Raw genomic sequence first — 14,190 nt, forward strand, 5'->3', positions numbered from 1 at the left:
GAGCAATGATGTCGCGTGCGGAACAGATTTATCATCGTTTGATCGTGTGGTTGCTGTTTCTCATACTGGCACTGCCGCTGGTAGCGACCTTGCTCTATGCCGTCTCATCGGACTGGAGCAACACGATCCTTCCTGAAGGTTACTCGCTGAAGTGGTTTATTCAGCTGTGGAGCGATGGCCGATTTTTAACAGCACTCGGCCATTCTTTGCTGATTTGCTTTGGCGCGCTGATCTTTTCGCTAGTGCTGGTGCTGCCTGCAATGTTTGTAATCGCTTACTACTATCCACGACTCGATGCCGTAATGAATGTGCTGATTTTAATGCCGTTTGCCGTACCGCCCGTTGTCTCTTCGGTTGGCTTATTACAGCTCTATTCGTCTTCGCCGCTGATGCTGACCGGCACACCGTGGATTCTTATCGGCTGTTATTTCACTATCGCTCTGCCCTTTATTTACCGCGCTATCGCGAACAATATGCAGGCAATTAATTTGAGAGAATTGATCGACGCCGCGCATCTGTTAGGTGCCAGCACCTGGCAAGCGGCTTTGTTCGTGGTGCTGCCGAACCTGCGTAAAGGCGTATTAATTGCGGTACTGCTTTCATTCTCGTTTTTGATCGGTGAGTTTGTATTCGCTAACCTGCTGGTCGGCAACCGCTATGAAACGTTGCAGGTTTATCTCTTCAATATGCGCAACGGCAGCGGCCACTTCACCAGCGCACTGGTTATCTCCTATTTCTTCGTGGTGCTGCTGGTGACCTGGCTGGCCAACGTCCTGAATCCTGAGCGAGGCTGATCATGAGCTACCTTGAAGTCAAACAACTGAATAAAAGCTACGGCCCAACGCAGATTTTCCAGCAGATTGATTTCAGTGCCGAAGAGGGTGAGTTCGTGACGTTACTCGGCCCCAGCGGCTGCGGAAAATCTACGCTGTTGCGCTGTCTGGCAGGATTGACCTCGGTGGATAGCGGGCAGATTTTATTGCAGAGCAAAGACATCGTGCCGCTGTCGCCACAAAATCGCCACATCGGCATGGTGTTTCAGAGCTATGCGCTGTTCCCCAATATGACAGTAGAAAAAACGTCGCCTTTGGTTTGAAAATGCAAAAGCTGCCGGGCCATGAAGTGCAGCAGCGTGTAACCGAAGTACTGGCGTTGGTAGAGTTAACCGAGTTTGCCCGCCGCTATCCACATCAGCTCTCCGGTGGGCAATGTCAGCGTGTGGCGCTGGCGCGATCGCTGGTGACGCGCCCACGTTTACTGCTGCTGGATGAGCCGCTCTCGGCGTTGGATGCGCGCATTCGTCGCCATCTACGCGATCAGATTCGCCGTATCCAGAAAGAGCTCAAACTCACCACCCTTTTCGTGACGCACGATCAGGAAGAAGCGTTAACGCTCTCTGATCGTATCGTCCTGATGAACAAAGGGAAAATTGTGCAAAACGGCGATGCTGAGTCGCTGTATACCCAGCCGGTTGATCACTTTGCCGCCGGTTTTATTGGCCACTACAACCTGTTAAGCGCAGAGCAAGCCACGCAACTCACCGGGCAAACATTCCATTCACAGGTCGCGATCCGCCCAGAGACGATACGTTTCACCCCGTTAGGTAGCGGCATCCCGGCTGAGATCATTAGCCACACTCTGCTTGGCAACGTAATCCGTTATCGTGTCAGCGCGCACGGTATAGAACTTTCCATTGACGTTTTGAACCGCACGGCGGCGGATTTACACCCTGTTGGCATGCAGATTGGTCTACAGTTAGAGATGTCGACGTTGCGCCAGGTGGCTTAAAACACAGGAAAAAATCGCGCTTCGCTCGGCAATATCCTTCACAGATTGCTCTCTCCGTCAGGCTGGCAATCTGTGCTGTTTAAAGCCTGATGGTCGAGGAGCATCTATACGTGTTAACCCTGCTTAATCTCCTTTCCGCGGTCGCACTGTTGGTATGGGGCACGCATATCGTGCGTACTGGCATTATGCGCGTTTATGGTGCTGATTTACGGCGCGTGTTAAGTCGCAGTATTGAACAAAAACCCATGGCATTCCTTGCCGGAATCGGCGTTACCACGCTGGTGCAAAGCAGTAATGCCACCACGCTTTTAGTCACTTCCTTTGTCGCGCAAAACCTGGTCAGCCTGACGCCCGCCTTAGTGGTGGTACTGGGCGCAGATGTCGGCACGGCGATCATGGCGCGTATTCTGACGTTTGATCTCTCCTGGCTTTCACCGCTGTTTATCTTTTTTGGCGTGGTGTTTTTCCTCGGGCGTAAACAGACGCGAGCCGGTCAACTCGGTCGGGCCAGCATTGGGTTGGGATTGATTCTTTTAGCGCTACAGCTGATCGTCGAGGCCGCACGGCCGATTACGCAAGCTTCCGGTGTACAAGTGCTGTTTTCCAGCCTGACCGGCGACATCATGCTGGATGCGCTGATTGGCGCGGTCTTCGCCATTATTAGTTACTCAAGCCTGGCGGCGGTATTAATCACTGCAACCTTAACCGCCACCGGCGTGATCTCATTCAAAGTCGCGCTTTGCCTGGTGATTGGTGCCAATCTCGGCAGCGGATTGCTGGCAATGATCAACGCCAGCGGTTCCAACGCTGCGGGCAAACGCGTCGCATTGGGCAGCTTGTTATTCAAGTTGATTGGCTGCGTCATCATCTTGCCGTTCGTCAATCCGGTCGCGATATGGCTCGATAAACTGCCGGTCAGCGATGAAGAGTTAGTGATCTTCTTCCACGTCTTTTACAACCTGATTCGCTGTGTGGTGCTGGTGCCTTTTGCTGATCCTATGGCGCGTTTGTGCCGTCGCCTGATCAGTGATGACACCGAAAGCGCGCTTATTCTTAAACCCAAGCATCTGGATCGAAGCGCATTGGATACACCAGCGCTGGCGCTGGTCAATGCTGCTCGTGAGGCATTACGGATGGGTGACGTGCTGGAGCAGATGCTTGATGCCTTCAGCAAGGTCGTACACCGCGAACCGCGTGAAGAGCGTACGGTTCGCAGATTAGATGACGATGTGGATGTGCTTTATACCGCCATCAAACTTTACCTGGCGCGTATGCCAAAAGAGGATTTAGGCGAAGAAGATTCGCGGCGCTGGAGCGAAATTATCGAGATGTCGCTGAATCTCGAGCAGGCCGGCGACATTATTGAGCGCATGAGCAGCGATGTTGCCGACAAGTCCCTTGCCGCACGGCGTGCTTTTTCCGCTGAAGGATTAAAAGAGTTGGAAGCATTACACGAACAGTTGATTGCTAACCTACGGCTTAGCTTGTCCGTATTTCTTTCACATGATGTCACCAGCGCCAAACGACTACGCCGCGCCAAGCATCGCTTTCGCCTGATGATTCGCCGCTATTCGCATGCGCATGTGGATCGCTTGCATCAGAAGAATGTGCAAAGTATTGAAACCAGCTCGCTACATTTGGGTTTATTAGGGGATATGAAACGTCTGAATTCTCTGTTCTGTGCCACCGCTTACACGGTGTTAGAACAGCCCGATGATGAGCGAGATTATGAATGACTTGTTTGCGTCATGTCATTGCGCATTTAAGGAGAAAGGATGTTTAACGTTTATATCATATTAGCGATCGCCATCTGCGCCGAAACCTTAGCAACGACCATGATGAAATCATCGGAGGGTTTTACTCGCCTGCTGCCCAGCGTTGTGGTGGTGGTTGGGTACGCCATCTCGTTTTATGGCCTGTCTCAGGTAGTCAAAACCATGAATATCGGCGTCGCCTATGCGATTTGGGCAGGAATGGGCATTACGCTGGTGTCCATTTTGTCGTGGGCTATTTATAAACAGAAACTGGATCTACCGGCGCTGCTGGGAATGGGATTAATTATTGCCGGCGTGGTGGTGATTCAGCTGTTTTCAAAATCGGTCACTCACGGATAACACCGCGCAGCGTAAAACCCGCTACAGTTCCAGGAAATGTAGCGGGCAGTATCAACTTACTTCTTCTTGATCGGTTTGCCTGACCAGTAGCCTGCCAGCAGCGAACCCGAAAGATTGTGCCATACCGAGAACAGTGCGCCAGGCAACGCGGCCAGCGGTGAGAAGTAGAGCTTGCCCAGCGTCGCCGCCAGACCTGAGTTCTGCATGCCGACCTCCAGCGCCAGCGTGCGGCAGGTAGATTCGTCGAATCCAAAAAGTTTGCCACCCCAATAGCCGCCAAGCAGGCCAATGGCGTTATGCAGAATCACCGCGACGATCACCACCAAGCCCACCGAACCAATAAAGCTCTGGCTGCCCGCGACCACTGCACTGATGATTAACAGAATGCAGATCATCGAAAACGCAGGTAAATAAGGTTCTACGCGACGTACCACGCTGTTCATGCTGTGGTGAATGATCAAACCCAAACTGATTGGAATGACGACGATTTTTACAATGCTCAACAGCATGCCGACCACATCGACTTGAATATGCGTATCAACATAGAAACGTGTTAGCAGCGGCGTGGCAAACACGCCCACCAGCGCGGAAACCGATGAGATAGTGACAGACAGCGCGACATCCCCTTTCGCCAGATAGATCATCACGTTAGATGCGGTACCACTGGCAACGCTTCCCACCAGAATCATGCCCGCTGCGAGATCCGGCGGCATATGAAACAGTTTGGCCAATCCCCAGGCTGCCAATGGCATGACCAGATAATGCAAAAACGTACCGGCGATGACCGGTGCCGGGCGCACCAGCACCCGTTTGAAATCATCAATATTGAGCGTTACACCCATACCAAACATAATCAGCATCAGCAGGTAAGTAACCCAGGGACCAATACCAAGAAATGTCGTTGGGGAATAGTAAGCGGCAACAGATAACAGCACGGCCCACAGTGGGAACAGGCGGGTTAAAGTGGCGAGCATGGCCAGACTTCCTTATAAGAATGTTGTGTTTTTACGCAGGTTTGCCATAGAAATACGCGACGCAGGAACGGCTGCGAAGGCGGAAGTAGGATCATAACATTTCGTTATCACGACGTAAGGCGGAGATGAGGTCTGAAGGGAAAATGCGGATCGACTGCTGCCAATCCGCCTGAAAATGTCAAAATTACTCTGCTTTTTCCAGTATAAAGCGGTAGATCACACCACCAATTGCCGCACCAATGACGGGCATCAGCCAGAAGACCCACAGTTGTGAAATCGCCCAATCGCCCTGAAACAAGGCAACGCCGGTGCTGCGCGCTGGGTTAACGGAGGTGTTGGTGACAGGAATACTGATCAGATGAATTAAGGTTAAGGCCAGGCCAATTGCGATAGGGGCGAAGCCTGCCGGTGCACGCTTATCTGTCGCGCCCATGATGACAATCAGGAAAATGGCCGTCAGCACCACTTCAATGATCATCGCTGACATCAAGTTGTAGCCGCCCGGTGATTGTTCGCCGTAACCATTTGATGCAAAACCGCTGGCAGCAACATCGAAATCCGCTTTACCGCTGGCAATCAAATACAACACGGCACCTGCACCTACCGCACCAATAAGTTGCGCAATAATATAGGGTAAAACGTGTGATGACGGGATGCGGCCACCGACCAGCAAGCCAATAGTGACCGCTGGATTAAAGTGACCACCCGAAATATGACCCACCGCGTAGGCCATCACTAATACGGACAAGCCAAACGCCAGCGCGACGCCAGCAAAGCCAATACCTAACTCTGGAAACGCTGCAGCCAACACTGCGCTGCCACAACCGCCTAACACCAGCACAAATGTGCCGAGGATCTCCGCCACGAACTTTTGCATAACTTTCCCTTAGAATACTGAAATAATTCAGCGGCGCTGATTATCGATTAGCACGCATTAAGCGCAACCGGAGAGAGGGATTTCAGTTCACTTATTGAGCAAAAAGAGGTGATTCAAGACACATCTTGCTGGTGTAGCGCGGTTTGTCAGAAATAGCCGGGACGACTTTCAAGGCGGGTGTGTGATATTTACTTACTTAAACAAAGATAATAAATAAAAAAGCCGGACCCTGTCCGGCTTGGCTTATTAACGAAATATTTAGTCGTAAAATATCCGCGTTTATTCAAAAAGGTTGTGATGCAGAGTACGTACTACGCTCTCCGCATCGGTGCCTGGCACCAGAAAACAGAGGTTATAGCTGCTGGCACCATAGCAAATCATACGCAAGTTGAAAGGTTCGAGTACCCCGAAGACCTCTTTGCCCACACCGCAAGCTTTCGACAGGTTGTTGCCGATAATGGCCACCAACGCCAGATTCTCTTCCACTTCTACCCGGCACAGCGACGAAAGTTCAGTCAGCAAAGCCTGTGTCAGCAGGCTGTCACCGGTGGAGGTTGAACCGGTGGTGTCGAGCGTCAACGCCACGCTCACTTCGGAAGTGGTAATCAAATCAACCGACATACTGTGGCGCGCCAGGATGTTAAAGACTTCGGCAAGGAAGCCACGTGCATGCAGCATGTTCAGGCTGTGTAAGGTCAGCAAGGTTTGCTTGCGACGCAGCGCCAGCGCACGGAACAGCGGTGGGTTCTGACTTTCATTACAAACGCGTGTGCCACCCGCAGACGGGTTTTTGCTTGAACCTACAAATACCGGAATATCGCTGCGAACCGCAGGCAACAGCGTAGCGGGATGCAGCACCTTGGCACCAAAGGTTGCCATTTCGGCCGCTTCTTCGAAGGTAATTTCATCAATGCGCTTCGCTGTTGGCACGACGCGAGGATCGGTAGTGTAAATACCGGGCACATCGGTCCAGATATCAATGCGTGCAGCATGCAGCGCTTCGCCTAACAGCGCTGCGGTGTAATCACTGCCGCCACGGCCTAACGTGGTGGTGCGACCTTTGCTTTCACTGCCGATAAAGCCCTGCGTTACCACCAGCGCTTGCTCGATACGCGGCTTAAGTTGCGCGATCGTCTGTTCTGCCAACACGTTGACTTCCGGTTCAGCGCGGCCAAAACGGTCGTTGGTCCGCATCACTTTACGCACATCAAACCATTCAGCGTTTACCTGACGTTCGCGGAGAATCTCCACAAACAGCAGCGTCGACATCAACTCACCGTGGCTCACCAGTTCGTCGGTTAACGCGGTAGAGGTTGCCAGCGCGGCAGCTTCAGACAACATGGCAATGTTTTCGATCATGCGGTCGATTTCGTCACGAATGACGTCGGGACGTTGCAGATGATCAATGATGTTGTATTGAATACGGCGGATCTCTTCCAGCAGCAGGACGCGTTGCGACGGTTCCTGACCTTCAGCGAGAGAAACAAGGAGATTGGTAATGCCCGCAGAGGCGGAAAGCACCACCAGACGCGTATTGGCATTGGCCAGCACCACATCGGCGCTGCGGTTCATGGCTTCGAAATCGGCAACGCTGGTGCCACCAAATTTCGCCACAATCAGAGTTTGAGACATGTTACGACCTCGTGTCAGGTTATCTTGCTCCCGCACGTTTAACTGCGGACGAGAGACATTCTATCAGCCTTGGCACAAGGAAAGAGCAGAAATGGGCAGACCAGATCGGGTAGACGAGTCACCCAGAAGCGCCCCACCTTGCAAAACGTCCGACTGGGAACGTTTCTGGTGACAACCCAAGGGATTCAGCCCCTGTAGCCGACAATCAATCCACCGCGAATTGACCACCTCGGCGTCGCTCCCCTGATGTGTTTTCACTGGATTACGGTTCCTCCAACACACTGCCTGGGCGACGCGCCTCTTCTGGCTTGCGCTTAGTGGCGCAAGTAGGCGCATAGAAATATCGGTTTCTGGCCCCGCTGTCAACGCTGTTGCCTGAAGGATTTTTCATTTTCAGAGCACCCCGTGGCAAATTTGCCCGCGCCGCAGCAATTAGAGTGCTAAATGGGTTCAGCCAGCAGGCTATTTCCTGATGCGGCACAAGGAAGGAGAAGCAGATTTTCGCCACACTACGCCCTGTTTTTGCATCGAACTAACCCGAAAATTGAGGCCAGAAAAATCTGGCGAAACGACGCGCCAGGCCGCACCTGCCCGCGAATGGTTCGATACCAACACAATCACTGCGGTGACAAATTTTTTCCTTTCAGTTGCAACTGTGGTCATACTGAAACGCTAACCGGGTACGCTGTGACCCCGATGGAATGACGGTTCTTAATATCAACAAGAGTGTTGCCATGAAAAATATCAATCCGACACAAACCGCAGCCTGGAAAGCGCTGCAACAGCATTTTGAACAGATGAAAACGGTAGAAATCGCCGACTTGTTTGCCCAAGATGCCGATCGTTTTGCCAAATTCTCTGCCACCTTTGATGATCAGATGCTGGTGGATTTCTCGAAAAACCGCATCACTCAGGAAACCCTCGATAAATTACAGGCGCTGGCGAAAGAGACCGATCTGAGCGGTGCCATCAAATCCATGTTCTCTGGCGAGAAGATTAACCGCACCGAAGATCGAGCGGTTCTGCACGTTGCGCTGCGCAACCGCAGCAACACGCCAATCGTGGTTGATGGCAAAGATGTAATGCCGGAAGTGAACGCAGTGCTGGATAAGATGAAAGGCTTCTCTGAGCGCATCATCAGCGGCGAATGGAAAGGCTATACCGGCAAACCGATCACCGATGTCGTCAATATCGGTATTGGCGGCTCGGACCTCGGCCCTTTCATGGTGACCGAAGCGCTGCGCCCCTATAAAAATCATCTGAACATGCATTTTGTCTCCAACGTTGATGGCACCCATATCGCCGAAACGTTGAAAGATCTCAGCCCGGAAACCACGCTGTTCCTGGTGGCATCTAAAACCTTCACCACGCAAGAAACCATGACAAACGCCCACAGCGCGCGTGACTGGTTCCTGAAGACGGCGGGCGATCAGCAGCATGTGGCGAAACACTTTGCCGCGCTGTCGACCAACGCGAAAGCGGTGGGTGAGTTCGGTATCGATACCAATAACATGTTCGAATTTTGGGACTGGGTTGGCGGACGCTATTCACTCTGGTCAGCGATTGGCTTGTCGATCATTCTTTCCATCGGTTTCGATAACTTCGAGCAGCTGCTAAGCGGCGCGCATGCAATGGACAAGCATTATTCCAACACGCCGGCTGAACAAAACTTGCCGGTGCTGCTGGCGCTGATTGGTATTTGGTACAACAACTTTTTTGGTGCTGAAACCGAAGCTATTCTACCGTATGACCAATACATGCACCGTTTTGCGGCCTATTTCCAGCAAGGCAATATGGAATCCAACGGTAAATATGTCGATCGCGAAGGCAATCCGGTGGATTACCAAACCGGCCCAATCATTTGGGGCGAGCCTGGCACCAATGGTCAGCACGCGTTCTATCAGCTGATTCACCAAGGCACCAAATTGGTTCCGTGTGACTTCATCGCACCTGCGATTACGCACAATGCCTTAACCGATCATCATCCAAAACTGCTGTCGAACTTCTTTGCTCAAACCGAAGCGCTGGCATTTGGTAAGTCGCGTGAAGTGGTTGAAAAAGAGTTTACTGACGCCGGTAAAACAGCGGAATCCGTTGCGCACATCGTGCCATTCAAAGTGTTTGAAGGTAACCGCCCAACCAACTCGATTCTGCTGCGTGAAATTACGCCGTTCAGCCTGGGCGCACTGATTGCACTGTATGAGCACAAAATTTTCACTCAGGGCGCCATTCTGAATATCTTCACTTTCGATCAGTGGGGTGTGGAATTAGGTAAGCAACTGGCAAACCGTATTCTGCCTGAACTCGAAAATGACGACAAAATTGAGAGCCATGACAGTTCCACCAATGCCTTAATTAACCGCTATAAATCCTGGCGTTAATTTATTGCTGATTTCACTGGGCGGCATTATTGCCGCCCTTTTTTGCCATAAAAGCTGCAATTGAGCGCTAATTAACCCCTTTCCCCTGCTCAACCGTTAGATAATTCTTAAAATAACCTCAGTAAATTCTGAACTTGCTGTTTTTTTCTTGGGTTTAACCCTATTAAAACTGGCCCTAAAACGCATCCGAAAAATAACTAACCATTGATTATTAACGTAATTATTATTTGTCTGTGATCAGGAAAATCTGATTATTCCTATTCCGTACCAATATTTAATAAAATGGCACAAAACACTTTGAAATATTCATAGCGCCAGCCAAATATCTGGCTAGATGGCGTAAACCTCCGATTTAAAAAGTGATTAACGCCAAATTGGCTTAATTATGAGCGTCTTGCGCCCTCTTTTTCGCTGGCTTTTACATACGCTGAACTCTGGTAATTTGTTGCCCTATACTGAACGCGCCCGCAATGGGCAACCCCGCAGTCTTTACGTTGTTGGTGCGCAAATATCGCCTGCCTGCAGCGTTAATGACGAAGGGGAAAGATCCTTCATTCACTCAATGCAGGAAATGTTGTTATGAAAAAATACATGGTTGCCGGTGCAGCCCTACTTTACGTTGCTGTCTCTTCCAGTGCTTTTGCAGCGCCAGAAGAAGCAGGTGCCGCAGCAGGCGCGCAGGCGGGAGCAATCTCTGCCGGTGCGTCTACCGCTGTCGGTATCGGCGCACTCGGCGCGTTAGTGGGACTCGGCGTTGCCGCTTCTGGCGGTGGTGACGGGGCAAATACCGGTACAACAACCACGACCACAACGAGCACCACTCGTTGATGTAGCACCTTTAAACATAACCACACTTTCGTGTGGTTATTTTTACTTTGGCATGACTTATCAGGGACACACAGTGCGCCAACTTCCTCTGCTGCTCGCTTGCCTGTTGCTGCAGGCTTGTACACAAACGCAAAAAGGGCTGGAACAAACCGTGATGCTAGCCATCAGCGGCCCCGATGATGTAACCGTTACTGACCAACAGGTAGACGCTCTGCCTTACGCCAGCATTTACGCCCGAATCAATGAAGGCCCGCGTATTTTTGTTGTGCTGGGTTACAACGAAAACAATCAACAAAAATGGGTAACGCAAGACAAAGCCATGCTGGTGACCGCAAAGGGTCGTTTGATTAAAACGCTGGGCCTGCCAGACGATTTACAGCAGGTTAGCAATCTGCAGCAGGATCCACTCGCAGACAGCCTGCACATTCAAGAGGGTGCAAGCTGGACACGCATTGTGCAGTGGACCGAACAAGGTAAAGTGCGCGCTGGCACGGTCAGTTCCACTTTCCAGCGCGGCGACGATGAAGTGATAGAGATTGCGGGTAATCGCATCGCCTGTCGGGTTTGGCATGAGCAGGCGCGTATCGACAGCTTGGGTCGCAAATGGGAAAACACGTTCTGGATCGATAACCGCAGCGGCGAAGTGGTGCAAGCCCATCAGATGCTGGCGGCGGATGCCTTCCCTGTTGAAATCACCATTCTGAAGCCGGCAAAATCATGAAAAAAATAACGCTAATGCTGACCGGTCTCAGCCTGTTCAGCGCAACAGTTTTGGCTGAAGGCCAGATAACAGTCCATGCGCCGCACAATCAAAACAGCGTGCAAATTGATGCCGTGCAAAACCTGGCACAGCTGATGACACAACCTGCACTGCTGCCCTTTAGCCAGGGCGCGGTTATCGCTGAACGCGGTGCCACCGCCGTGGCACAGCAACAATACCAACAAACCCTGGCCCAGTTGCGGGCATGGCGTGCCGACAGCAGCGGCGATCGTGCTGTTGCTATCGATGAAGTACTTCGTCAGTTAGGTGAAATCAACGTTACCGGACGCCAGTTTACCCCGCTGGATCCCGACTGGATTCGTCTGCACCCCGCTGATAATCGCCGCCTCGAAGGGCAATACGATCTTTATCTGGCTGCGCCGTCAAATACCGTACTCGTGCTGGGCGCACTCTCCGGTGCCGGGAAAGTCACCTGGCAGCCAGGCCAATCGGTCCGTCAGTATCTGGCAAATCATGAGCTTCTCTCCGGTGCTGAGCATAATTTTGCCACGGTGATCTCCCCTTCCGGTACGACCCAGCAAGTGCCTGTCGCTTACTGGAACCACCGTCATGCTGAAGTTGAACCCGGCAGCATTATTTGGCTCGGCTTCTCTTCATGGAGCCTGCCTGGCGCTTATGACGACCTGAACAGTCGCATGCTTACCGTTCTGACTCACCGGATACCAGACTGATGAAAAAACGTTATCTCTTCAGCCTGTTGGCTGTTTCTGTGGCGACCGCGTGTCAGGTACAAGCTGACACCTGGCAGGAACCGGTTGGCCCTTCTCAATCGGACTTTGGTGGTGTTGGCCTGCTGCAAGTGCCTACGGCGCGCATGGCAAAAGAGGGTGAATTTAGCCTGAACTTCCGCGATAACGATCAATATCGCTATTACTCTGCGTCATTGCAGCTATTTCCCTGGCTGGAAACCACCGTGCGCTATACCGACGTGCGCACCCGTGAGTACAGCGCCGTTTCATCATTCAGCGGCAATCAAAGTTACAAAGATAAAGCGTTCGACCTGAAGTTACGCTTGTGGCAGGAAGGTTACTATTTACCGGAAGTCTCATTGGGTACACGCGATCTCGGCGGCACCGGTTTGTTCGACAGCGAGTATCTGGTCGCCAGCAAAGCCTGGGGTCCGTTTGATTTCACGCTCGGCCTTGGCTGGGGCTACCTTGGTAACAGCGGTACGGTCAAAAACCCCTTCTGCTCTTATAGCGACAGCTATTGCCAGCGCCCGGGCGTAGGCCAGGCGGGTTCGATCAACGGCTCACAAATGTTTCATGGCCCAAGCGCCCTGTTTGGCGGCGTGGAGTATCAAACGCCGTGGCAGCCGCTGCGCCTGAAGATGGAATATGAAGGCAACGATTATCAAGATGATTTTGCCGGTCGTTTAGAGCAGCGCAGCAAGCTGAACGTCGGCGCTATTTATCGAGTTACCGATTGGGCTGATATCAACGCCAGCTACGAACGCGGCAATACGTTTATGTTTGGTGTGACCATTCGCACTAACTTCAACGACCTGCGTCAGGAACATCTCGACAGCGCTAAACCTGCTTACGATCCGCATCCGCAGCCGACGCTGTTAGAACCGACAGTGGTTGCCAACCAGTTAACTGACCTGAAGTACAACGCCGGGCTGAATGGCCCGCGTATCCAGACTAAAGGCCATACGCTGTTTGTCTCTGGCGAGCAGACTAAATATCGTGATACGCGTGAAGGTGTTGATCGCGCAAACCGTATCATGATGAATAACCTGCCGGCTGGCATCGACACCATTAACGTCACAGAATCGCGCTTTAACATGCCGCAGGTCACCACCGAAACCAAGGTTTCCAGCCTGCACAATGAACTGGCCGGTTATCCGTTGGGCCATGAACAACCTTTGCAGCAAACGCGTAAAAATCCGGTTGATGCCGGACAAACTGAACAAGGGATGTTTATTCGTAAGGATCGCCTGAATTACAGTTTGTCGCCGGTGCTAAACCAATCGGTGGGCGGCCCAGAAAGTTTTTATATGTATCAGGTTGGCGTAATGGGTAACGTTGATTTCTGGCTTACCGATCACCTGTTGGTTGGCGGCAGCCTGTTTGGCAACCTTGCTAATAACTACGACAAGTTTAACTACAACGGCGCGCCTGCCGATTCAACCTTGCCCCGCGTACGTACTCACATTCGTGATTACGTCGAGAACAATGTGTACGTCAATGACCTGCAAGCCAATTACATGGGACATCTCGGTAATGGCTTCTACGGTCAGATATACGGTGGCTACCTTGAAACGATGTACGGTGGCGTCGGTGGCGAACTGCTTTATCGCCCGGTCGACAGCAACTGGGCAGTGGGCGTGGATGCAAACTATGTCCGCCAGCGTGACTGGGACAACATGATGCAGTTCACCAACTACAAGGCGCCAACGGGTAATGTCACCGCTTACTGGCGTCCGTGGTTTATGCAGGATGTGTTGGTGAAAGCCAGCGTCGGGCAGTATCTGGCGAAAGACAAAGGCGTCACGGTAGATCTCTCCAAACGCTTCGACAGCGGCGTGATGGTTGGTGTCTACGCCACCAAAACCAACGTCTCGTCAGAAGAGTATGGCGAAGGTGACTTCACCAAAGGCTTCTATATCTCTATTCCGATGGATCTCTTCACTGTGACGCCAACGCGTGGCCGTGCGCAGGTTAACTGGGTGCCGCTGACGCGTGATGGTGGTCAGATGCTGGGACGTAAATACCAGCTGTATGATTTGACCTCCGATCGTGACGCACGATTTAACTGATACCTGAGAGAATAAAACAAGGGCGACCATCGGGTCGCCCTTGTTGTTTACGCT

12 protein-coding genes, 1 pseudogene and 1 riboswitch are annotated in these 14,190 nt (G+C 52.0%); of the genes and pseudogenes, 10 read left to right on the forward strand and 3 right to left on the reverse strand.

The window, feature by feature from the left end; all coding sequences use genetic code 11:
• Window positions 1–8 precede the first annotated feature (8 nt).
• From KQP84_RS20495 to KQP84_RS20510, 5 genes and pseudogenes are all read left to right on the forward strand, one after another.
• Window positions 9–794, forward strand: a complete 786-nt coding sequence (locus KQP84_RS20495; RefSeq protein WP_215848358.1) for an ABC transporter permease — start codon at window positions 9–11, stop codon at window positions 792–794.
• A gap of 2 nt (window positions 795–796) precedes the next feature.
• Window positions 797–1,218: pseudogene (locus KQP84_RS26285) on the forward strand (ABC transporter ATP-binding protein); the annotation flags it as partial.
• Between the two features lie 195 nt (window positions 1,219–1,413).
• On the forward strand, window positions 1,414–1,788 hold the full coding sequence (locus KQP84_RS26290) for a TOBE domain-containing protein (protein WP_370661506.1): 375 nt from the start codon (window positions 1,414–1,416) through the stop codon (window positions 1,786–1,788).
• Between the two features lie 110 nt (window positions 1,789–1,898).
• Window positions 1,899–3,524 carry a Na/Pi cotransporter family protein gene (locus KQP84_RS20505; protein ID WP_215847915.1) on the forward strand — a complete coding sequence of 542 codons (1,626 nt, stop codon included), beginning with the start codon at window positions 1,899–1,901 and terminating at the stop codon, window positions 3,522–3,524.
• Window positions 3,525–3,563: 39 nt separating this feature from the next.
• The gene (locus KQP84_RS20510; RefSeq protein WP_215847916.1) at window positions 3,564–3,902 is read left to right on the forward strand and encodes an SMR family transporter; all 339 of its coding nucleotides are present in this window, start codon (window positions 3,564–3,566) and stop codon (window positions 3,900–3,902) included.
• Window positions 3,903–3,958: 56 nt separating this feature from the next.
• Here the strand turns inward: KQP84_RS20510 and panS are convergent, their stop codons facing one another.
• The 3 genes from panS to lysC all read right to left on the reverse strand — a co-directional run bounded on the left by panS (window position 3,959) and on the right by lysC (window position 7,385).
• On the reverse strand, window positions 3,959–4,876 hold the full coding sequence (panS, locus tag KQP84_RS20515) for a ketopantoate/pantoate/pantothenate transporter PanS (RefSeq protein WP_215847917.1): 918 nt from the start codon (window positions 4,874–4,876) through the stop codon (window positions 3,959–3,961).
• A gap of 184 nt (window positions 4,877–5,060) precedes the next feature.
• On the reverse strand, window positions 5,061–5,753 hold the full coding sequence (gene aqpZ, locus KQP84_RS20520; protein WP_215847918.1) for an aquaporin Z: 693 nt from the start codon (window positions 5,751–5,753) through the stop codon (window positions 5,061–5,063).
• Window positions 5,754–6,032: 279 nt separating this feature from the next.
• Complete coding sequence (lysC, locus tag KQP84_RS20525; RefSeq protein WP_215847919.1) at window positions 6,033–7,385, reverse strand: lysine-sensitive aspartokinase 3; 1,353 nt, start codon at window positions 7,383–7,385, stop codon at window positions 6,033–6,035.
• A 118-nt stretch (window positions 7,386–7,503) separates the two neighbouring features.
• Window positions 7,504–7,696, reverse strand: a riboswitch (Lysine riboswitch).
• 423 nt (window positions 7,697–8,119) lie between these two features.
• Here lysC and pgi point away from each other — a divergent pair.
• The 5 genes from pgi to KQP84_RS20550 all read left to right on the forward strand — a co-directional run bounded on the left by pgi (window position 8,120) and on the right by KQP84_RS20550 (window position 14,136).
• Window positions 8,120–9,766, forward strand: a complete 1,647-nt coding sequence (pgi, locus tag KQP84_RS20530; RefSeq protein ID WP_215847920.1) for a glucose-6-phosphate isomerase — start codon at window positions 8,120–8,122, stop codon at window positions 9,764–9,766.
• Window positions 9,767–10,345: 579 nt separating this feature from the next.
• Entirely contained in the window at window positions 10,346–10,594 is a 249-nt protein-coding gene (gene yjbE, locus KQP84_RS20535; protein ID WP_215847921.1) for an exopolysaccharide production protein YjbE, read from the forward strand.
• 73 nt (window positions 10,595–10,667) lie between these two features.
• Window positions 10,668–11,315, forward strand: coding sequence for a YjbF family lipoprotein (locus tag KQP84_RS20540; protein WP_215847922.1), 648 nt, complete (start codon window positions 10,668–10,670; stop codon window positions 11,313–11,315).
• Window positions 11,312–12,046 (forward strand): capsule biosynthesis GfcC family protein, encoded by a 735-nt coding sequence (locus KQP84_RS20545; RefSeq protein WP_215847923.1) that lies wholly within the window; start codon window positions 11,312–11,314, stop codon window positions 12,044–12,046. The genes KQP84_RS20540 and KQP84_RS20545 overlap by 4 nt, the downstream gene beginning before the upstream one ends.
• Entirely contained in the window at window positions 12,046–14,136 is a 2,091-nt protein-coding gene (locus KQP84_RS20550; RefSeq protein ID WP_215847924.1) for a YjbH domain-containing protein, read from the forward strand. Before KQP84_RS20545 ends, KQP84_RS20550 begins: the two co-directional genes overlap by 1 nt.
• Window positions 14,137–14,190 lie beyond the last annotated feature (54 nt).

Origin of the sequence: Candidatus Pantoea bituminis, from assembly GCF_018842675.1 — a bacterium.
GTDB lineage: Bacteria > Pseudomonadota > Gammaproteobacteria > Enterobacterales > Enterobacteriaceae > Pantoea > Pantoea phytostimulans.